22 protein-coding genes are annotated in these 19,922 nt (G+C 56.2%); 8 read left to right on the forward strand and 14 right to left on the reverse strand.

What is annotated here, in order from left to right; translation table 11 throughout:
* Positions 1-89: 89 nt before the first annotated feature.
* A complete protein-coding gene (locus tag ACZRJQ_RS18490) occupies positions 90-608 on the forward strand; it encodes an acyloxyacyl hydrolase (RefSeq protein WP_463979775.1) in 519 nt (172 codons plus the stop codon).
* A gap of 73 nt (positions 609-681) precedes the next feature.
* Here the strand turns inward: ACZRJQ_RS18490 and ACZRJQ_RS18495 are convergent, their stop codons facing one another.
* The 6 genes from ACZRJQ_RS18495 to ACZRJQ_RS18520 form a co-directional block, all read right to left on the reverse strand.
* Positions 682-987, reverse strand: coding sequence for a YkgJ family cysteine cluster protein (locus ACZRJQ_RS18495; protein WP_463979776.1), 306 nt, complete (start codon positions 985-987; stop codon positions 682-684).
* Between the two features lie 114 nt (positions 988-1,101).
* Complete coding sequence (gene phrB / locus ACZRJQ_RS18500; protein ID WP_463979777.1) at positions 1,102-2,565, reverse strand: deoxyribodipyrimidine photo-lyase; 1,464 nt, start codon at positions 2,563-2,565, stop codon at positions 1,102-1,104.
* 28 nt (positions 2,566-2,593) lie between these two features.
* Positions 2,594-3,529 carry a MerR family transcriptional regulator gene (locus ACZRJQ_RS18505; RefSeq protein WP_463979778.1) on the reverse strand — a complete coding sequence of 312 codons (936 nt, stop codon included), beginning with the start codon at positions 3,527-3,529 and terminating at the stop codon, positions 2,594-2,596.
* Between the two features lie 2 nt (positions 3,530-3,531).
* Positions 3,532-4,500 carry a YbgA family protein gene (locus tag ACZRJQ_RS18510; protein WP_463979779.1) on the reverse strand — a complete coding sequence of 323 codons (969 nt, stop codon included), beginning with the start codon at positions 4,498-4,500 and terminating at the stop codon, positions 3,532-3,534.
* A gap of 173 nt (positions 4,501-4,673) precedes the next feature.
* Positions 4,674-4,889 carry a TIGR02450 family Trp-rich protein gene (locus ACZRJQ_RS18515; protein ID WP_463979780.1) on the reverse strand — a complete coding sequence of 72 codons (216 nt, stop codon included), beginning with the start codon at positions 4,887-4,889 and terminating at the stop codon, positions 4,674-4,676.
* Positions 4,886-5,872, reverse strand: a complete 987-nt coding sequence (locus tag ACZRJQ_RS18520) for an NAD(P)/FAD-dependent oxidoreductase (protein WP_463979781.1) — start codon at positions 5,870-5,872, stop codon at positions 4,886-4,888. The genes ACZRJQ_RS18515 and ACZRJQ_RS18520 overlap by 4 nt, the downstream gene beginning before the upstream one ends.
* Positions 5,873-6,065: 193 nt before the next feature.
* Here ACZRJQ_RS18520 and ACZRJQ_RS18525 point away from each other — a divergent pair, with 193 nt between their 5' ends.
* Complete coding sequence (locus tag ACZRJQ_RS18525) at positions 6,066-6,968, forward strand: TIGR01777 family oxidoreductase (RefSeq protein ID WP_463979782.1); 903 nt, start codon at positions 6,066-6,068, stop codon at positions 6,966-6,968.
* A 13-nt stretch (positions 6,969-6,981) separates the two neighbouring features.
* A complete protein-coding gene (hemH, locus tag ACZRJQ_RS18530; RefSeq protein WP_463979783.1) occupies positions 6,982-8,007 on the forward strand; it encodes a ferrochelatase in 1,026 nt (341 codons plus the stop codon).
* Between the two features lie 73 nt (positions 8,008-8,080).
* On the opposite strand, the gene ACZRJQ_RS18535 is transcribed toward hemH, so the two are convergent.
* Positions 8,081-9,355, reverse strand: a complete 1,275-nt coding sequence (locus ACZRJQ_RS18535) for a uracil-xanthine permease family protein (RefSeq protein ID WP_463979784.1) — start codon at positions 9,353-9,355, stop codon at positions 8,081-8,083.
* Position 9,356: 1 nt separating this feature from the next.
* A complete protein-coding gene (gene upp, locus ACZRJQ_RS18540; RefSeq protein ID WP_463979785.1) occupies positions 9,357-9,995 on the reverse strand; it encodes a uracil phosphoribosyltransferase in 639 nt (212 codons plus the stop codon).
* A 163-nt stretch (positions 9,996-10,158) separates the two neighbouring features.
* Here upp and ACZRJQ_RS18545 point away from each other — a divergent pair, with 163 nt between their 5' ends.
* Positions 10,159-10,716: a hypoxanthine-guanine phosphoribosyltransferase gene (locus tag ACZRJQ_RS18545; RefSeq protein WP_463979786.1), complete on the forward strand. Its 558-nt coding sequence runs from the start codon at positions 10,159-10,161 to the stop codon at positions 10,714-10,716.
* Between the two features lie 91 nt (positions 10,717-10,807).
* Entirely contained in the window at positions 10,808-11,749 is a 942-nt protein-coding gene (locus tag ACZRJQ_RS18550; RefSeq protein WP_463979787.1) for an AEC family transporter, read from the forward strand.
* A gap of 12 nt (positions 11,750-11,761) precedes the next feature.
* Here the strand turns inward: ACZRJQ_RS18550 and ACZRJQ_RS18555 are convergent, their stop codons facing one another.
* The 6 genes from ACZRJQ_RS18555 to gatC all read right to left on the reverse strand — a co-directional run bounded on the left by ACZRJQ_RS18555 (position 11,762) and on the right by gatC (position 16,969).
* A complete protein-coding gene (locus ACZRJQ_RS18555) occupies positions 11,762-12,133 on the reverse strand; it encodes a carboxymuconolactone decarboxylase family protein (RefSeq protein ID WP_463979788.1) in 372 nt (123 codons plus the stop codon).
* 11 nt (positions 12,134-12,144) lie between these two features.
* Positions 12,145-13,158, reverse strand: coding sequence for a calcium/sodium antiporter (locus tag ACZRJQ_RS18560; RefSeq protein ID WP_463979789.1), 1,014 nt, complete (start codon positions 13,156-13,158; stop codon positions 12,145-12,147).
* A gap of 77 nt (positions 13,159-13,235) precedes the next feature.
* On the reverse strand, positions 13,236-13,607 hold the full coding sequence (locus tag ACZRJQ_RS18565; RefSeq protein WP_463979790.1) for a septal ring lytic transglycosylase RlpA family protein: 372 nt from the start codon (positions 13,605-13,607) through the stop codon (positions 13,236-13,238).
* A 151-nt stretch (positions 13,608-13,758) separates the two neighbouring features.
* The gene (gatB, locus tag ACZRJQ_RS18570) at positions 13,759-15,204 is read right to left on the reverse strand and encodes an Asp-tRNA(Asn)/Glu-tRNA(Gln) amidotransferase subunit GatB (RefSeq protein ID WP_463979791.1); all 1,446 of its coding nucleotides are present in this window, start codon (positions 15,202-15,204) and stop codon (positions 13,759-13,761) included.
* Between the two features lie 10 nt (positions 15,205-15,214).
* Positions 15,215-16,666, reverse strand: a complete 1,452-nt coding sequence (gene gatA, locus ACZRJQ_RS18575; RefSeq protein ID WP_463979792.1) for an Asp-tRNA(Asn)/Glu-tRNA(Gln) amidotransferase subunit GatA — start codon at positions 16,664-16,666, stop codon at positions 15,215-15,217.
* 15 nt (positions 16,667-16,681) lie between these two features.
* The gene (gatC, locus tag ACZRJQ_RS18580) at positions 16,682-16,969 is read right to left on the reverse strand and encodes an Asp-tRNA(Asn)/Glu-tRNA(Gln) amidotransferase subunit GatC (RefSeq protein ID WP_047273347.1); all 288 of its coding nucleotides are present in this window, start codon (positions 16,967-16,969) and stop codon (positions 16,682-16,684) included.
* A gap of 210 nt (positions 16,970-17,179) precedes the next feature.
* Between gatC and mreB the strand changes: the two genes are divergently transcribed.
* From mreB to mreD, 3 genes are all read left to right on the forward strand, one after another.
* Positions 17,180-18,217, forward strand: a complete 1,038-nt coding sequence (mreB, locus tag ACZRJQ_RS18585) for a rod shape-determining protein MreB (protein ID WP_002555108.1) — start codon at positions 17,180-17,182, stop codon at positions 18,215-18,217.
* Between the two features lie 143 nt (positions 18,218-18,360).
* Complete coding sequence (gene mreC, locus ACZRJQ_RS18590; protein WP_463979873.1) at positions 18,361-19,428, forward strand: rod shape-determining protein MreC; 1,068 nt, start codon at positions 18,361-18,363, stop codon at positions 19,426-19,428.
* Entirely contained in the window at positions 19,428-19,916 is a 489-nt protein-coding gene (mreD, locus tag ACZRJQ_RS18595; protein WP_463979793.1) for a rod shape-determining protein MreD, read from the forward strand. The genes mreC and mreD overlap by 1 nt, the downstream gene beginning before the upstream one ends.
* Positions 19,917-19,922 lie beyond the last annotated feature (6 nt).

The following is a 19,922-nucleotide window of genomic DNA, read 5'->3' on the forward strand; positions in this document are numbered from 1 at the left end:
AACTAATACGCGCTGATCCGCTTCATAACGCTTGCCTGATGAGGCACACAACAATTTACCGATACGCATATGAAAATAGGATTTTTCTTATGAAGCGACTGTTTTGCTTGGCTGCACTTGCAGCGGCTACTCTGGGGCATAGTGTTGCGGCGCAAGCTGCCGGTGTTGAATTTGCAGTAGGGCACACCAGCCAATCGTCCATGACCTACCGTTTGGGCTTGAAGTCCGACTGGGACACAAGCTGGCTGCAAAGTGATGTAGGCCGCCTGACCGGGTATTGGGATGGGGCTTACACCTATTGGGACGGTAAAAAATCATCCGGGACGAGCAGCCTGTCATTCTCACCGGTCTTTGTGTATGAGTTCGCCGGTGAAACGGTCAAGCCTTATATCGAAGCAGGAATAGGGCTGGCGCTGTTTTCCAACACCGAGGTTGAAGAGCAAAAGCTGGGGACGGCGTTCCAGTTTGAAGACCGGATAGGGTTTGGTCTGCGTTTTGTGGGCGGGCATGAAGTGGGTATTCGGGCCACTCACTACTCTAATGCCGGCATTTCCAGCACCAATGACGGGATAGAAAGCTACGCGCTGCATTACACGATGCCGCTCTAAGCCGTGAAGTCGCTGCCGCAAGGGCACCAGGCAGACATTGCAGCCTGTGGCAGCGACAACAGGGTTTTGATATTCAGCGATATGCCGTGGCGATGCCTTGACGTTCGTTAAGGCATTCAACATCGCCCATCTCGAACTCGCGGCAAATCAGCGGCCGTTTTTCGTAGATGGTACACATCATGGTGTTGCGATCCAGCGCTGCACACCAGCCATCATCGAGTCGCAGCATCACTTCACCTCCCCAATCGTCGTGGTCGATAAAGCGTTCGGGTACACCGGTTTCGGTGATCAGCATCACTTCCAGTTGGCAGCAGCATGCCGCACACGTTGAGCATGTGACGGCGGGTTCGGTAAGGTCGGTCAGCGGGATGTTGGTCATAGGGGGCGCAGTGTAAGGCAGCACCTGCATCAGGTGTGAATCCGCTGACAAACGCTGCGCAGCATTCTTGGGCCTCGCTCACATCATGGCGAGCAAAAGGGCTCGAAAAACGCTCTAAGCGGGTGAGCAAAGTTGCTCATTACGCTCTTCAACGTGTTGACGCGAAGGCAGGTTTTTGAACGCGTTAAGCGCTCGCTCGCGGCTGCGTTTTAAATCAACTATGGGTTGCGGATAGTTGGCCACACCAAACAACCCGCCTGCCGATGCAGGGTTATGCACTTCTTTTTTGTTTAGCTCGGCGAGTTCAGGCAGCCAATGCTTAATGAAACGACCTTCAGGATCGAAGCGTTCAGACTGACTGATCGGGTTGAAAATTCGGAAATATGGCACCGAATCCGTACCGGTCGATGAACTCCACTGCCAGCCGCCGTTGTTGGCTGCCAAGTCGCCATCAATCAAATGGCGCATAAAAAAACGTTCGCCTTCGCGCCAGTCAATCAGCAGGTTTTTGGTTAAAAACATCGCCACTACCATGCGTAGCCGGTTGTGCATCCAGCCGGTTTCGAGCAGTTGGCGTATGGCCGCGTCGATGATTGGGATGCCCGTACGCCCTTGCTGCCAAGCCGCAAGTTCGTCAGGGGCGTCACGCCAAGGCAGGTTTTCAGTTTCTGGGCGGAAGGCGCAATGCCGAGAAACCCGCGGGTAACCGACCAAAATATGTTTATAGAACTCACGCCATAGCAGTTCACTGATCCAGGTAAAAACGCCAAGGTTACCACTTTCGAACTCGCCATGATTGCTTTGCAGTGCCGCGTGCAGGCATTGGCGAGGTGAGATGACGCCTGCTGCGAGGTAGGCCGAAAGCTGGCTGGTGCCCGGTTTAGCAGGTAAATCCCGCTCGCTTTGGTAATAGAGAATTTGCTCATCGGCAAAACGTATTAAGCGCTGGCGAGCTTCGTCCTCCCCGGCAGGCCATAGCTCGCGCAGTGATGAGTTGGGTGTAGTAAACCCTTCCACGGAATTTGGGATGGCATCTCGCAAAACGGATAAAGGCGCTTGGGTGTTTGGCTTGGCAACGATCTGTGGCAACGCCATGTGCAACCGGTTGTAGCAGGTTTTCCGGAACTGGCTGAACACCTGAAAGTAGGTACCCGAACGGGTGAGGATGCTGCCGGGCTGAAATAACAGTTGGTCAAGATAGCGCTGAAAACCGATGCCTTGGGCATCAAGTGCCTGCTCGACGGCTTGATCACGTCGGGTTTCGTTGATGCCGTATTCCTGATTAACGTGAACCTGTTCAACGCCTAATTGCTGGCACAGTTCGAGAAGTACGCCGGGGGCCTGGCTCCAAGCGGGCGTCGTTTTGATCAGTAATGGGATATTGAGTTGCATCAGGCTGTCACTTAAACAGCGCAGGTTGCGCAGCCAAAAATCGACTTTACACGGGGCGTCGTCGTGGGCCAGCCATTGCTCGGGAGTGATGAGGTACACGGCGACAGTGGGGCCGCGTTCGGCGGCTGCGCTCAGGGCTGTGTTGTCGTAGTGGCGCAGATCGTTGCGCAGCCAGATCAGTTGCATGTTAGTTCCTAGGGCAAACGCTTGAGAGCTAGCACAGCCCGAGCTGGGCGAGACGTTGGTGGGTCTCTACCGGGTCGTGCGCCAAAGACAATCCTGCGATTTCAGTCGTGAGTACGGTTAACTCGGTGTTGTGGATGCGGACGGTTGGCCCCGAGATGAGAGTGGGACACTCAATGCCATTTAAAAGTTTTGACAGGTTGTGGGTGTTGATCGGTTTGCTCGAATAGAGCACAACGGCGCGGGCTTTAAGGCGTTCGACCGCGAGCGCCAGTTCACCGTTGGGCAGCGGCGCGTCAAATACCTGAACCGGGCAGTGGCTGCTGCTGACCAGCAAAGCGCTGAGCCACAGATGAGGTTCGAAGGCTCGGTCTGAGTGATTGATCAGCACAACGGGTGCACCGCTTAGCGAGCGGTTGTTGTGGTAAATCCGGGCCCCCAATTTGCTGCGCAGCCAAACGTTAAAAAAACCTTGTTCCAACTGCGCACCAAATTGGCCTTGCCAGCGTTGTTCCAATTCGCTCAACAGTGGAAGTAGCAGGTATTGGCACAGTGTTCGTGTGGGGTAGAGCGACATCACTTGGTTAAAGTGGTTATCAAGTGTGTGTTCGGCCAAGTCACTGATGGCTCGGCTCAGGGTCTGGCGCCACGCATGCCAATCGTTGTTCGCGGGTTCGTTGTGCGCGGGGGGCATGTCGAGAAGCGGCTTGATCTGGCTAACTGAAACGCCACGGTTAAGCCACATAAGGGCCTGCTGGATGCGCTGAACATGCTCGGCTGAATACAGGCGATGCCCTTTGGCTGTCCGGTGCGGAATGATCAAGCCATAACGTCGCTCCCATGCCCGAAGTGTCACGGCGTTTACGCCTGTCACGCGGGCTACTTCGCGAATGGGCAGCCAGCCTTGGGCCAGCGCCTGATCGTAATCAGGAGGGCTGGCGTTGTTGTCTACCGGGTTTTGGCTCATGGTCAGATCGCATTACGCAGGCTGAGGTTTTCCGGGTGTGGCTGTAGGTAAACCTGACGCGAGATGTAGGGATCTGGATGTTGGCGGAAGTGATGCTTGAGCAGTGTCAGCGGGACAATGAGCGGCACAATCCCTTGCAGGTACTGACCAATCAGGTGCTGAACCTCTTGTTTGTCTTCGGTGCTGATGGATTGCTTAAGGTAGCCGCTCAGGTGTTGCAACACATTGGTGTGGGTGCGGCGAGTTGCACACTGTTTGAGTGCTTTCATCAGTTCGCTGAAGTAATACGGTGCGATGGCTTTAGGGTCGTTCTTGCCCATGCTCCCCAGTAAATTGCCCAAGGTTCTGTACTGAACAGGGTGATGGGCCATCAGCAGATACTTGTAACGGGCATGAAACTCGGTCAGGTCTCTGCGCGTGATGCCTTGCTTGAGCAAGTCTTGCCAGGCGCTGTAGGCCAACACCCGGGTCAGGAAGTTCTCACGCAGCACCGGATCGTTCAGCCTGCCGTCTTCTTCGACGGGCAAATCTGGGTGTGCAGCGCAAAAAGCGTTGGCGTAAATTCCTTGGCCACTTAACTCAGCAGGGCGGCCTTTGTCCTGATACACCTTGACCCGTGCGAGCCCGCAGGACGGGGATTTCTGCATGAAAATGTAGCCACTGATATCAGTGTGCACAGCAGCCATGCTCACGCCGTAATCGTGCAGAGGCTGGGTGACATTCAGCTCGTTATTGATGCTGCCTACGGCTTGAGGGTTTTTAGGATCGCCTATCAAGCGAATCGGCTGACGCGGAGTGCCTAAGCCGATGGCAACTTCTGGGCACAAGGGTACAAAGTCGAAGTGTTCGTTGAGGGTTTGGCTGCACAGACGTGACTCTTTGTGCCCACCGTTATAACGAACTTCAGCACCGAGCAAGCACGCGCTGATGGCAATTTTGGGTTTGCGATGGGGTGAGTCGATGATGGTCATGTGGCGAACCTCCAAAAAATAGTTGTACATCTTTTTTTGATGTACAACTTAAAGGTCATCATAGGCTTGACGTTGTACAAGTCAATTTTTTTGTACAGGTATTTGGAAGGGGCGTTTTGTTTTGACGATGCAGTGAACGGCAAGCTCGTGATTGTGATCCCTGATGGGCTGGCTTACTGCCAGCCCATTGCCCATTTATGGGGGTCTTGAAGGCTTTGCCAGTCAATGCGTTGGCTGTTGCGGGTTAAAACCGCTTGCAGTTCAACCTCCAGCACCTTGTCTGTTTCATCGCAAAACAACTCGGTCACCAGAAAGTGTTTTTCGCGGTTCGTGGGGTGAACTGCTGTCCATTTTGACAGCAATAATTTGCGCGGATTAATTCGGTTCAAGACAAGTGCTCGATCAGCCTGCGCGCAGCTTCCTGCCCGCTGAGCCAGGCACCTTCGACGCGGCCCGACAAGCACCAGTCGCCGCAGGCATATAAGCCCAAGTCCGCATCGGCCAGAGCACCCCATTCATGGGCCACCGCAGGGCGAGCGTAGAGCCAGCGGTGCGCAAGTGTGAACGTTGGCGCTGGCATGGTGCAGTGAACCAACTCAGCAAAAGCGCCATGCAAGTGCTCAATAACGGCTTCTTTGGGCAGGTCTAGGTGCTCTTTGCTCCAGGCACTGGTGGCGTGCAGCACCCAAGTGTCGAGTGTTGTGTCGCGTCCAGGTTTGGTGCGATTGCGGGCTAGCCAGTCCAGTGGGCTGTCTTGCACAAAGCAGCCTTCCATTGGTGTATCAAGAGGCGTGTCGAAGGCCAGAGCGATGGCCCATGTGGGCTCCATTTTGACCCCAGCAGCGGCACTTGCCAGTTTGGGTGCGCTGGCCAGTAAAGTGGTTGCTTGTGGCGCCGGGGTGGCAACGATCACGTGGCTAAAGGGGCCGTGGGTGCGCTCTTCGGCATCGAGCAGGTGCCAGTGTTTTTCACCGCGAATCAGGTCAGTAATGCGGCACGAAAAATCCACTGTGAGATGCCCTAACAGGCCGCGGGTAATGGCGCTCATGCGTGGGCTGCCGACCCAGCGGGTTTGCTCGTCAGGAGAGGGCGTGAGCTGACCATCTTTGTGGTTGTACAGATGGGGTTCCCATTCTGCGACCCAACCTTTGGCTTGCCACTGCTGGACTTCAGCGACAAATCGGCGATCGCGTGCCGTGAAATATTGCGCGCCCAAATCCAACGCCCCAGCGTCGCTGCGTTTGCTCGACATGCGGCCGCCGCTGCCACGGCTTTTATCGAACAAATGCACGGCGTGTCCTGCTTTATGCAGCGCACTGGCTGCCGAAAGCCCGGCAATGCCGGTCCCAATAATTGCGATAGGTACAGTCATATTGGCCTCGTTCCTGTTTGCACAGACTACGTCGTCGGTAATACCTGTACAATTTTATTTTTTGGTATAAGTTTTAGTGCGCCTGCGAGGCCAGTCTGGCCTATTCTTTAAAAAGTCAGTGGCCCGAACAAAAGGGGTCTTTCTATAAAAATAGACCAGTGCTCTGGATAAAACTCCCTGCGAGGTTCAACTCATGCACATATTGCTGACCGGCGGTACGGGCTTAATAGGCCGCCAACTGTGTCGTCATTGGTTAGCCCAAGGTCATCGCCTGAGCGTCTGGAGTCGCCGTCCTGAGCAGGTACATCAACTGTGCGGCGCTGATGTCAGAGGCGTGGCTAATCTCCAGGAACTCGAACATGAGCCCATTGACGCAGTAGTGAATCTAGCAGGTGCTCCCATTGCTGACCGACCTTGGACTCACAAACGTAAGGCGTTGTTGTGGAGCAGTCGGATTACCCTGACAGAAACGCTTATCGCCTGGCTTGAAACCCGCGAGCAAAAGCCGTCTGTGCTGATTTCAGGCTCTGCTGTTGGTTGGTACGGAGATGGGGGCGAACGCGAATTGACGGAAGAGTCGCCACCTGTCAGTGAGGATTTCGCCAGCCACTTGTGCATTGCTTGGGAAGAAACCGCACAGCGTGCTCAGGCGTTAGGCATTCGTGTGGTGTTGGTGCGCACGGGGTTGGTGTTGGCAGCCCAGGGCGGCTTTTTGTCGCGCCTGCGGGTGCCGTTCAAACTGGCGCTGGGCGGGCCCATCGGCAATGGTCGGCAATGGATGCCGTGGATTCACATCAACGATCAAATAGCCCTGATTGATTTTCTTGTGCATGAGAATACAGCGCAGGGCCCATATAATGCCTGCGCGCCGCAGCCGGTACGCAATGCAGAGTTCGCCAAAACCTTTGGCCAGGTGTTGAACCGCCCTGCGTTTATGCCGCTGCCGGCTTTTGTTTTGCGCACAGGTTTGGGCGAGTTGTCGCAGTTATTGCTGGGCGGCCAGCGGGCCAAGCCCGCCAAATTGCTGGCCGCCGGTTTTACTTTTCAGTTCACTGATTTGCGTGCGGCTTTGGATGACTTGTCCGCCCGCCTCTGAAATAGGATGTTGCATGACCGACCACGCGCTGTTGCTGGTTAACCTGGGTTCGCCGGCGTCTACTTCGGTAGCGGATGTACGCAGCTACCTGAACCAGTTTTTGATGGACTCTTACGTGATCGACTTACCGTGGCCGGTTCGCCGTTTGCTGGTGTCGTTGATTTTGATTAAGCGTCCTGAACAATCGGCCCATGCCTATGCTTCCATTTGGTGGGACGAAGGCTCGCCATTGGTGGTGCTCAGTCGTCGCTTGCAGCAGGCGATGACCCGCGAGTGGAAGCAAGGCCCTGTGGAGCTGGCAATGCGCTACGGCGAGCCCTCTATTGAAACCGTGCTCACGCGCTTGGCGGCCCAGGGCATCAGGAAGGTGACGCTGGCGCCGCTTTATCCACAGTTCGCTGATAGCACGGTCACCACGGTGATTGAAGAAGCCAAGCGTGTGGTCAAGAGCCAGAAGCTGGCGATTCAATTCTCGATTGTTCAGCCGTTTTACGATCAGCCGCAATACATTGATGCGCTGGTGGCCAGTGCCAAGCCGCATCTTGAGCAAGACTACGATCATCTGTTGTTAAGCTTTCACGGTTTGCCCGAGCGGCATTTGCGCAAGCTCGACCCTACGGGCAATCACTGCTTCAAAAATGAGGATTGCTGTCAGAACGCATCGCCTGCGGTTTTGGCAACTTGTTACCGAGCGCAATGTTTACGCACAGCACAGGCGTTTGCTGAACAGATGGGGTTGCCGGAAGGTAAGTGGTCGGTTGCGTTCCAGTCTCGTTTGGGGCGTGCCAAATGGATTGAACCCTACACCGAGGCGCGTCTGGATGCCTTGGCCAAGCAGGGCGTAAAAAAGATTTTGGTGATGTGCCCGGCCTTTGTCGCTGACTGCATTGAAACCCTGGAAGAGATCGGTGATCGCGGACGCGAACAGTTTATTGCGGCGGGGGGCGAGGAGTTGGTGCTGGTGCCTTGCTTGAATGACAGCCCGCAGTGGGCTGCGGCGTTGAATAAGTTGTGTGAAAGGGCGCCATTGGCGTTGTAAGGGATAAACCTTGTAGGAGGGAGCTTGCTGGCGAGCAAGCCCCTCCTACAAGGAAGAGCAGGTTTTGGCCGACTTAGATAATCGGGTCGTCACCTTTCTTGTTTTTCCAGCTGTCGTTGCCCGGCAAGATCAGGTTCAGCGCGATGGCCACGATGGCGCACAGTGCAATGCCTTTGAGGCCGAAGTCTTCTGGGCCCATGCCTGTGCCGATCAGCACGCCGCCAATCCCGAAGACCAGCGTTACCGACACAATCACCAGATTGCGCGCTTCGCTCAGGTCAACTTGGTGGCGAATCAGGGTGTTCATCCCGACCGCAGCAATTGACCCGAACAGCAGGCACAAAATCCCGCCCATCACAGGCACTGGAATGCTTTGCAGTAATGCGCCGAACTTGCCGATAAATGCCAGGCTGATGGCGAAGATCGCCGCCCAGGTCATGATTTTCGGGTTGTAGTTCTTGGTCAGCATCACGGCGCCAGTGACTTCGGCGTAGGTGGTGTTTGGCGGGCCGCCCAGCAGACCTGCTGCGGTTGTAGCAATGCCATCACCAAACAAGGTGCGGTGCAGCCCAGGTTTTTTCAGGTAATCGCGACCTGTCACGCTACCCACAGCAATCACGCCGCCGATGTGTTCAATGGCCGGGGCCAATGCCACGGGGACGATAAACAGAATCGCCTGCCAGTTGAACTCGGGTGCAGTGAAGTGCGGCAGAGCAAACCACGGCGCGGCAGCGATTTTCGCCGTGTCGACCACGTCGAAGTAAAACGCCATCGCAAAACCTACCAGCACACCGGCAATAATCGGCACCAAACGGAAAATCCCTTTACCGAATACCGCCACGATCAAGGTGGTCAGCAAGGCAGGCATCGAGATCAGCATGGCCGTCTGGTAGTGAATCAACTCGGTGCCATCCTCAGCGCGGCCCATGGCCATGTGCGCTGCAATGGGAGCCATCGCCAGACCAATAGAGATGATCACCGGGCCAATGACCACGGGTGGAAGCAGGCGATCGATAAAACCGGTGCCCTTGAGCTTTACCGCGAAACCCAGAAAGGTGTACACGAAACCGGCTGCCATCACGCCGCCCATGGTCGCTGCGAGGCCGAATTGGCCTTTGGCGAGAATGATCGGGGTAATGAAAGCGAAACTCGAAGCCAGAAAGACCGGCACTTGGCGCCGGGTCACGATCTGGAACAGCAGAGTCCCGAGACCCGCCGTGAACAGCGCGACGTTAGGGTCGAGGCCGGTAATCAAAGGCATCAATACCAACGCGCCAAAGGCCACGAAGAGCATCTGAGCACCCGAGATAATCTGGCGCCAGAGCGGGTCGTTGAACTCGTCCTGCATGTTATGCGTCCTTTTGCTTGGTGCCGAAGATCTTGTCGCCGGCATCGCCCAAGCCCGGAATGATGTAGCCGTGCTCGTCGAGACGATTATCGATGGAGGCGGTGTAGATGATCACGTCCGGGTGAGCGGCCTCAACGGCAGCAATACCTTCGGGTGCAGCCACCAGCACCATGGCGCGGATTTCTTTGCAGCCGGCTTTTTTCAGCAGATCAATGGTGGCAACCATCGACGAACCGGTGGCCAGCATCGGGTCGATAATCATCGCCAGACGCTCGTCGATTTCCGGTACGAGTTTTTCTAGATAGGTGTGGGCCTGAAGGGTTTCTTCATTGCGGGCAACACCGACGGCGCTGACTTTTGCGCCCGGGATCAGGCTCAGAACGCCTTCAAGCATGCCGATACCGGCGCGCAGAATCGGTACAACGGTAATTTTTTTACCGGCAATTTTTTCAACTTGGACAGTGCCGCTCCAGCCTTCAATCTCATAAGTTTCGAGGGTCAGGTCACTGGTGGCTTCATAGGTCAGCAACGCGCCGACTTCCTGAGCGAGCTCGCGGAAGTTCTTCGTGCTAATGTCAGCGCGGCGCATCAGGCCGAGCTTGTGGCGGATCAGCGGATGGCGGATCTCACGGATAGGCATAGGGAAAAGCTCCGGGGCAGGCAAAAAAACCGGCCTAGATTAATCTAATCCGGGGGGATGTCCTACAGACATTAGCGAACGTTAGTCCATAAATGCTTGATCTGAGCCATGCGGATGCGTACCTTTGCCCGCTTTTCTTGTGCAACCCCCCCTGGAGAGCGTCATGTCTGCTGATCTCGAGCATATCCGTCAAGTCATGCGAGAGGCTGACTGCCTGTACACCGAAGCTGAAGTTGAAGCGGCAATCGCCCGCATTGGCGCGCAAATCACGGCCGAAATGGCTGAGACAAATCCAGTGGTGTTTTGTGTGATGAACGGCGGCCTGATTTTTGCTGGCAAGCTGCTCACCCATCTGAAATTTCCGCTTGAGTCGTCTTACTTGCACGCGACTCGCTACCGCAATCAAACCAGCGGCGGCGATCTGTTCTGGAAAGCCAAGCCAGAAGTGTCCTTTATGGACCGCCATGTGTTGATCATCGATGACATTCTCGACGAAGGTCACACCTTGAGTGCCATTGTTGATTTCTGTAAGCACTCTGGCGCCCGTCAAGTACACACGGCGGTGCTGATCGACAAGGATCACGACCGCAAGGCGAGCCCGGGGCTGAAAGCCGATTACGCGGGTTTGTCGTGTGTGGATCGTTATGTCTTTGGTTACGGCATGGACTACAAAGCCTATTGGCGCAACGCTGCTGGGATCTACGCCGTTAAAGGGATGTAAATCAGCCTGTTAAAGCCTTTTTAAAAGGAGGCTTTAGTTTGGGCTCTGACTTAAGATTAGCCACCTAACGACTTTCATTGGATTGCTCGGCATGTTGGCGATTTTTTTTCAGACACTCAATATCACTGCGCCTGTGTTCGCCATGCTGTTTCTGGGTGTGGTATTCAAGCGCGTGGGTTGGATCAATGACAGCTTTATCCACACAGCGTCGGCACTGGTGTTTAACGTCACCATGCCGGCGTTGTTGTTTCTGGGGATTTTGCACGCTGATCTGAATACCGCTCTGCAACCCCATCTGCTTGGTTATTTCACGGTGGCTACGCTGGTCAGCTTTTCGCTGGCTTGGGGCTGGTCGATCTGGCGCTGCCCACGAGCAGACCGTGGGATCTACACCCAAGGTGCTTTTCGCGGGAACAACGCCGTTATCGGTTTGGCGTTGGCGGCCAGCATGTACGGTGATTACGGTATTTCGCTGGGGGCGATACTCACCGCGTTGGTGATTTTGCTCTACAACACCTTGTCGACGGTCGTGCTGGCGGTTTATAGCCCGGTCATCAAGTCCGACCCGTGGAGCATCTGCAAAAGCGTGTTGAAAAACCCGCTCATCATTAGCGTGCTGGCGGCAATCCCGTTTGCAACGTTCAAAATTGCTTTACCCACTTGGTTACAAAGCTGCGGCGAGTATCTGGCGGCCATGACGTTGCCGCTGGCGTTGATCTGTATTGGCGGAACATTGTCATTGGCCAGCTTGCGCAAGAGTGGGGATTTAGCGATCAGCGCGAGTTTGGTCAAGATGGTCGGCTTGCCGTTGCTGACCACGCTGGGGGCTTGGTTGTATGGCTTTCGCGGGGCAGAGTTGGGCACGCTGTTTTTATACTTCGCCAGCCCAACAGCGGCCGCCAGTTTTGTGATGGCCCGTGCGGCCAATGGCAATCATGAGTTGGCGGCCGCCATTATCGTCATCACCACCCTGATGGCCGCGATCACGACCAATATCGGGATTTTTGTGTTGCAGTGGGGCGGCTGGATTTAGCCGCCCAAGGCATCAAGCTTGATAGGTTTCGATGACTTCTTGCGCTGCCCGGAAGGCGTCGATCGCAGCCGGTACACCTGCGTAAACCGCGCAATGCAGCAATGCTTCGCGGATTTCATCAACGGTGCAGCCATTGTTAAGCGCGCCGCGCACATGGCCTTTTAGTTCCTGCGGGCATTTGAGTGCGGTCAAAGTGGCCAGCGTGATCAGGCTGCGGGTTTTGAGTGGCAGCCCTTCGCGGTTCCAAACCCCGCCCCAGGCGTGTTCGTTAACGAAGTCTTGCAGCGGCTGGGTGAAGTCGGTGGCATTGCCCAGTGCGCGGTCGACAAACGCATCGCCCATCACCTGACGGCGCATTTCAAGGCCGGTCTTTTTACTGTCCATCGCTAAACTCCTCAGTGTTGTCGACGCCACGCGCGCAGGGTGCTGAACAGCAAAAACACCAGCAGCGCCGGCAAGATATAAAACAGCATCATGTGTTCGAGCTTTGCGGCCAACGGCATGCCGGTGGTAAAGGACACCACGTGCAGCCCGTACGCTAAATACAACCCAAGAAGCAACAAGCCTTCGGCCCGTGTTACGCGGTAGCCGGTGTAGAACACGGGCAAGCACAGCACTGCGACGCCGAGCATGACCGGAAGGTCGAACGCCAGCGCATTGGGTGAGACAGACAGTGGCGTGGGAGCCACAAGCGCCGTGAAGCCGAGCACGCCCAGCAGATTGAATACGTTGCTGCCGATGACGTTGCCAACTGCGATTTCACGTTGGCCGCGCAGGGCAGCGATCAATGAGGTGGCCAGTTCAGGCAGTGAAGTGCAGACGGCGATGATGGTTAGACCGATGATGCGTTCTGACAGTCCCAGCTCTGTCGCCACTTCAAGCGCCGCGCCGAGCAGTAAATGCCCGGCCAGCCCCAGCAGTAGCAAGGCGCAGAGCATCATCAATACATTGTGCAGCCATGAAGTTTGGGGGTGCTGCTGGCTGACATGGTGATGACCGCTGTAACGCGATTGGCGCAGCAACAGGGCGAGATAACCTCCCAGGCCGCACAGCAGTAACACGCCATCCAAGCGGTCGAGTTCTTTGTTAAGCGCCAAGGCAAACACTAGCCCGCTGGCAATGATCATCAGCGGAATGTCCAGACGCACCAATTGGCGTGACACGCGCAGGGGAATAATCAGGGCTGAAAGGCCAAGAGTGACGAGGACGTTAAAGATGTTACTGCCGATGACACTGCCGACGGCAATATCTGAGGTGCCATTAAGCGCTGCTTGTAGGCTGACAGCCATTTGCGGTGCACTGCTGCCCAGCGCAACTACGGTCAAACCGACCAGCAGTGGGCGAACTTTCATGTTGGCCGCGATACGCACAGCGCAGCGCACCAGCACTTCTGCGCCAGCGATCAGCATCACAAGGCCGCACAGCAATTGCAGTAGATTCCATGTTGATAAAACGCTTAAGCCCAAAATAACGACCACTCCGTCGGTTAATCATTCAAGCCCTGAACCCGGACTTTGGCTGTGCCGCTGCGCAGCATACCCAACTGCTGGGCGGCTTGGCGCGAAAGATCAATCAGACGCCCACGGGTGTGCGGCCCTCGATCATTGATGCGTACGACGACGGATTTGTTGTTGCTCAGGTTGGTGACCAATACTCGGCTGCCGAAAGCGAGTTTGCGATGGGCGCCAGTGAGTGCATGTTGGTTGAAGGGTTCACCGCTGGCAGTGCGTTTGCCGTGGTGGCGAGCTCCGTAATAAGAGGCGACGCCGGTTTCGTCATAACCGCGTGGGTCTATGTCATGGCTGGCGCAGCCGGCGAGCAAGCTGAGCAGGGCGCAGGCGCCGAGTAGCCGCTTCATGGGAGGAATCCTTTTATGCGAGCCTGATAAAAACGTGTAGTCGCTGTCGAGGGACTGCGAAGCAGCCCCGCTATTTTGAAGGCCCTTGAGGCCTTATCGCAGCCTCATCCCTCGTCAGCGACTACAAAGTGTCGTTCGCAAAATTTTGCTTTTAGCCTTCGAGTTTGCTTTTCAGCAGTTCGTTGACTTGTTGCGGGTTAGCCTTGCCTTTGGAGGCTTTCATCGCCTGGCCGACAAAGAAACCGAACATTTTGCCGCGCTTGGCTTCATCAGCCGCACGGTATTGTTCGACCTGCTCAGCATTGGCTGCCAGCACTTCGTCCAGCACCTTCTCAATGGCGCCGCTGTCGGTCACTTGCTTGAGGCCGCGCTTTTCAATGACCTCATCTGCCGAACCTTCGCCATTGGCCATCGCTTCGAACACCACTTTGGCAATTTTGCCGGAGATGGTGTTGTCCTTGATGCGCAGCAGCATGCCGCCCAGCAACTCAGCACTGACTGGCGACTGGTCGATATCCAGACCTTGCTTGTTGAGCAGGCTGCCCAGCTCAACCATGACCCAGTTGGCGGCCAGTTTGGCATCGCCACTGATGCTCACGACTTTTTCGAAGTAATCCGCTTGTTCGCGGCTCGATGCCAGCACGCTGGCGTCGTAGGCAGACAAACCGAACTGTGACTGGAAACGCTCGCGTTTTTGCGGAGGCAGTTCTGGCAGGGTGGCGCGCACGTCTTCGATGAACGAGTCTTCGATGACTACCGGCAGCAGGTCTGGATCAGGGAAGTAACGGTAGTCGTTGGCTTCCTCTTTGCTGCGCATGGCGCGGGTTTCGTCTTTGTTTGGGTCATACAGACGCGTCTGCTGAATGACCTTGCCGCCGTCTTCGATCAGTTCGATCTGGCGTTGTACTTCGCTGTTGATCGCTTTCTCGATGAAGCGGAACGAGTTGACGTTCTTGATCTCGCAGCGAGTGCCGAACTCGGCCTGGCCGACTGGGCGAATCGACACGTTGCAGTCGCAACGCAGCGAGCCTTCAGCCATGTTGCCGTCGCAAATGCCGAGGTAACGCACCAGTGCGTGCATGGCTTTCACGTAGGCAACGGCCTCTTTGGCGCTGCGCATGTCAGGTTCGGAAACGATTTCAAGCAGGGGGGTGCCCGCTCGGTTCAAGTCGATGCCGGTGGCGCCGCTGAAATCTTCGTGCAAACTTTTGCCCGCATCTTCTTCCAAGTGCGCACGGGTAATGCCCACGCGTTTGACCGTGCCGTCTTCCAGAGTGATGTCCAAATGGCCTTTGCCGACGATCGGCAACTCCATTTGGCTGATCTGGTAGCCCTTGGGCAGGTCTGGGTAGAAGTAGTTTTTACGTGCAAACACGTTGTGCTGACCGATTTCAGCGTCCACTGCCAGGCCGAACATAACGGCCATGCGCACGGCTTCCTGGTTCAGTACCGGCAATACGCCCGGCATGCCAAGGTCAACCAAGCTGGCCTGAGTGTTTGGCTCAGCGCCGAAGGTCGTGGCGCTACCGGAGAAAATCTTTGATTGGGTGGCGAGCTGGGAGTGAATTTCCAGCCCGATCACAACTTCCCATTGCATATGTTTCTCCTCAGAAGCCGGCAGGTGTGCGCGTGTGCCAGTCAGTGTTCAACTGATACTGGTGAGCGACGTTAAGCAAGCGACTTTCCTGGAAGTAGGGCGCAAGTAACTGCACGCCGACAGGCAAGCCATCGACAAAACCGGCTGGCATCGACAGGCCCGGCAGGCCCGCGAGGTTGGCGGTGATGGTGTACACGTCTTCCAGATAGGCCGAAACCGGGTCGCTGTTTTTAGCGCCGATTTTCCAGGCTGGGTTAGGCGTGGTTGGGCCGAGGATGATGTCGACTTCATTAAATGCAGTCATGAAGTCGTTTTTGATCAGGCGACGGATTTTTTGCGCTTGCAGGTAGTAAGCGTCGTAGTAACCCGCCGACAGAGCGTAGGCACCTACCAGAATCCGGCGTTGTACTTCAGGGCCGAAGCCTTCTGCGCGCGAGCGTTTGTACAGGTCGGTCAGGTCTTTCGGGTCTTCGCAACGGTGGCCGAAGCGCACGCCGTCAAAACGCGAGAGGTTGGAAGACGCTTCGGCTGGCGCGATCACGTAGTACGCAGGAATAGCGTGCTGCATGTTTGGCAGGCTGATGTGCTTGATCACAGCGCCGAGTTTTTCAAGCGCTTTGATGCTGTTGTGGATCAGCTCGGCGATGCGTGGGTCCAGGCCTTCGCTGAAGTACTCTTTTGGCACGCCGATGCGCAGGCCTTGCAGCGAACCATTAAGGCTGGCGCTGAAGTCCGGCACAGGTTCGTCGATGCTGGTGGAGTCTTGCGGGTCGAAACCAGCCATGCCTTGTAACAAAATCGCGCAGTCTTCGGCAGTGCGTGCCAAAGGGCCGCCCTGATCGAGGCTGGAGGCGTAAGCGATCATGCCCCAGCGCGACACACGACCGTAGGTCGGTTTCAGGCCGGTCAGGCTAGTCAGCGCAGCCGGCTGTCGGATCGAGCCGCCTGTATCGGTGCCTGTTGCAGCCGGTAATAGACGAGCGGCAACGGCCGCCGCTGAACCGCCGGACGATCCCCCAGGCACGTGCTCAAGGTTCCACGGGTTTTTAACGGCGCCGTAGTAGCTTGATTCGTTGGCCGAGCCCATTGCGAACTCGTCCATGTTGGTCTTGCCCAGCGTCACGGCACCGGCAGCCGCGAGTTTGGCAACAACAGTGGCGTCGTACGGGGCTTTGAAGTTGTCGAGCATCTTCGAGCCACAGCTGGTACGCACGCCCTGGGTGCAGAACAGGTCTTTGTGCCCAATCGGTGCGCCCAGCAGTGCGCCGGTTTCACCCTTGGCGCGACGTGCGTCAGCGGCCTTGGCCTGCTCTAGCGCAAGGTCTTGGGTGAGGGTGATGAAGCTGTTGAGCTGAGGATCAAGCTGGGCGATGCGCGCCAGCAGGGTCTTGGTCAGCTCTTCGGAAGAAAACTTTTTATCGGCGAGTCCGCGGGCGATCTCGGCCAGAGTCAATTGATGCATGCAGGCACTTTCCCTTTACTCGATGACTTTCGGAACCAGATAAAGGCCGTTTTCGACCGCTGGTGCGATGGACTGATAGGCCTCGCGATGATTAGTCTCAGTCACGACGTCTGCACGCAGGCGTTGGCTGGCTTCCAGTGGGTGGGCCAGAGGCTCTATACCGGTGGTGTCGACAGCCTGCATCTGGTCAATCAGCCCCAAAATGCTGTTAAGGGCTTCGGTGGTGCGTGGAAGATCGGCATCATTGAGACCCAAGCGGGCCAAATGAGCGATTTTTTCCACGTCGGAGCGTTCAAGCGCCATGGGATTCTCCAGTGGAAAACAAGACGGATGCTATCCGTGTGTTAGATTGTCGGAACACTACCGCATTTCTACGGTCATATGGCCGCGATTGTGGGGGCTGGTGCTCGGAAAAGCGTCCAATTTAACATATTGGTGCCTTGCCCAAAATCCCTGTCGTTGTTAGAGTTTGCCGCACTTTTTTACCCACGCGTTGCCTAGGGTCCCTTTCCCATGTTCAAGAAACTGCGTGGCATGTTTTCCAGCGATCTTTCCATCGACCTGGGCACTGCCAACACCCTTATTTACGTGCGTGAGCGCGGTATTGTCCTGAATGAGCCATCGGTTGTGGCTATTCGGACGCACGGTAACCAGAAAAGTGTCGTTGCCGTCGGCACCGAGGCCAAGCGCATGCTGGGCCGTACACCGGGCAACATTGCCGCTATTCGCCCAATGAAGGACGGCGTTATTGCCGACTTCAGCGTCTGCGAAAAGATGCTGCAATATTTCATTAACAAGGTTCACGAGAACAGCTTCCTGCAGCCAAGCCCTCGCGTGCTGATTTGCGTACCGTGCAAATCGACTCAGGTTGAGCGTCGCGCCATTCGTGAGTCGGCACTGGGTGCCGGTGCCCGTGAAGTTTTCCTCATTGAAGAGCCAATGGCAGCTGCCATCGGTGCCGGCTTGCCGGTTGAGGAAGCTCGCGGTTCGATGGTCGTCGATATCGGTGGTGGTACCACTGAAATCGCGCTGATCTCCCTGAACGGTGTGGTTTACGCTGAATCCGTACGGGTTGGTGGCGACCGTTTCGACGAAGCGATCATCACTTATGTGCGTCGTAACTACGGCAGCCTGATCGGTGAGTCGACGGCTGAGCGTATCAAGCAGGAAATCGGCACAGCCTATCCGGGCGGTGAAGTACGTGAAGTCGACGTACGTGGCCGTAACCTGGCTGAAGGCGTACCACGTGCCTTCACCCTGAACTCCAATGAAGTGCTTGAGGCTCTGCAAGAGTCGCTGGCAACTATCGTTCAGGCCGTGAAAAGCGCACTGGAACAATCTCCGCCAGAGCTGGCTTCGGACATTGCAGAGCGTGGTCTGGTACTGACGGGGGGTGGCGCACTGTTGCGTGACCTCGATAAGTTGCTGGCTCAGGAAACAGGCCTGCCGGTAATCGTTGCCGAAGACCCGCTGACCTGTGTTGCGCGTGGCGGTGGTCGTGCGCTGGAAATGATGGATAAACACACGATGGACCTGCTCTCCAGCGAATAATATCGGTGGTTACAGTTCGATGGTTATCACCAAAAGGTAGCACTTTGCAGTGCTGCCTTTTGGCGTTTATCTTTTGTCAATCTTCATCCAGGCCGCTTGAAGCCGTATGAATACATTGAACCCTTGCCCCGGAGGAGCGGCTTATTAAACCGCTCTTTTCCAAAGGCCCCTCATTGGGCGTGCGCTTATTGGTGCTGGTCGTGCTATCGGTCGCATTAATGGTGGTCGATGCCCGTTTCACATTGCTCAAGCCTGTGCGCAGTCAAATGTCGCTGGTGTTGATGCAGTCCTACTGGATTACCGATTTGCCGCAGCGCCTGTTTCAGGGTGTTGCCAGTCAGTTCGGCAGTCGCACAGAGCTGGTTGCTGAAAACGAGAAGCTCAAAACGGAAAACATTCTGCTTCAGGGGCGCATGCAAAAATTGGCGGCCTTGACCGAGCAGAACGTTCGCTTGCGCGAGTTGCTGAACTCTTCAGCGCTGGTCAATGAGAAGGTTGAAGTGGCCGAGTTGATCGGCATGGATCCTAACCCATTCACCCATCGCATCATCATCAACAAAGGTGAGCGCGACGGCGTGGTGCTGGGGCAGCCGGTGCTTGATGCTCGCGGGTTGATGGGGCAAGTGGTTGAGTTGATGCCATACACCTCGCGTGTGTTGTTGCTCACTGACACTACTCACAGCATTCCTGTGCAGGTCAATCGCAACGGTCTGCGCGCTATCGCCAGTGGTACGGGTAATCCCGAGCGACTGGAGCTGCGCCACGTAGCAGACACGGCAGACATCAAAGAGGGCGACCTGTTGGTGAGCTCGGGTTTGGGGCAGCGGTTCCCGGCGGGTTATCCGGTGGCGACAGTGAAAGAGGTTATTCATGACTCCGGCCAGCCGTTTGCCATTGTGCGTGCCGTTCCAACCGCAGCCCTGAATCGCAGCCGCTATTTGCTGCTGGTATTCAGTGACAGCCGAACCCCGGAAGAGCGCGCCAACGAGGCGGCTCAAGCCCAGGAAGCTGAGCAAACGGGTGACGCGACGATTATTCCCGCGACGGTGCCCAAACCTGTCACGCCTGCGCCTGTAGCCACTGCACCCGCAGCGGCTCAGGCTCCGACAGCGCCTGACCCCAAGGCTGTGAAAAAACCAGCCCCTGCCGCACCAGCTGCCGCAGCCAAGCCGCCAGCCGCTGCGCCGGCCACTACTCGGGAGAGGCAATAATGGCGGGTACTCGCTCGCGTAATGGCTGGATTGTCTGGCTCACATTTGCAATTGGCCTGCTGCTCAGCATTTCGCCGATGCCGCAGTTCATGGAAATCCTGCGCCCGTTGTGGCTGGCTCTATTGTTGGCTTTTTGGGCTCTGGCCTTGCCGCATAAGGTGGGCATGGTGACCGCGTGGTGTCTGGGCCTGATGGAAGACGTGCTGTACGGCACCTTGCTTGGGCAAAATGCGTTGATTTTGACCCTCATCACCTTCTTGGTGTTGTCCCTTCAGCAGCGCCTGCGAATGTTTCCGATGTGGCAGCAAAGCTTGGTTATTTTGGTGATTTTCGGTTTGGCTCAGTTGGCTCAGTTGTGGCTCAGCGCCTTGACTGGCAACCGCCAACCTACCTTGGCGCTGGTATTACCGGCGCTGGTCAGTGCTTTGCTTTGGCCTTGGGTCAGCCACGGGCTTCGTGGGTTGCGCAGACGCTTCAAAATCAATTGACTGGAT

It is taken from the genome of Pseudomonas sp. E315 (assembly GCF_055406205.1).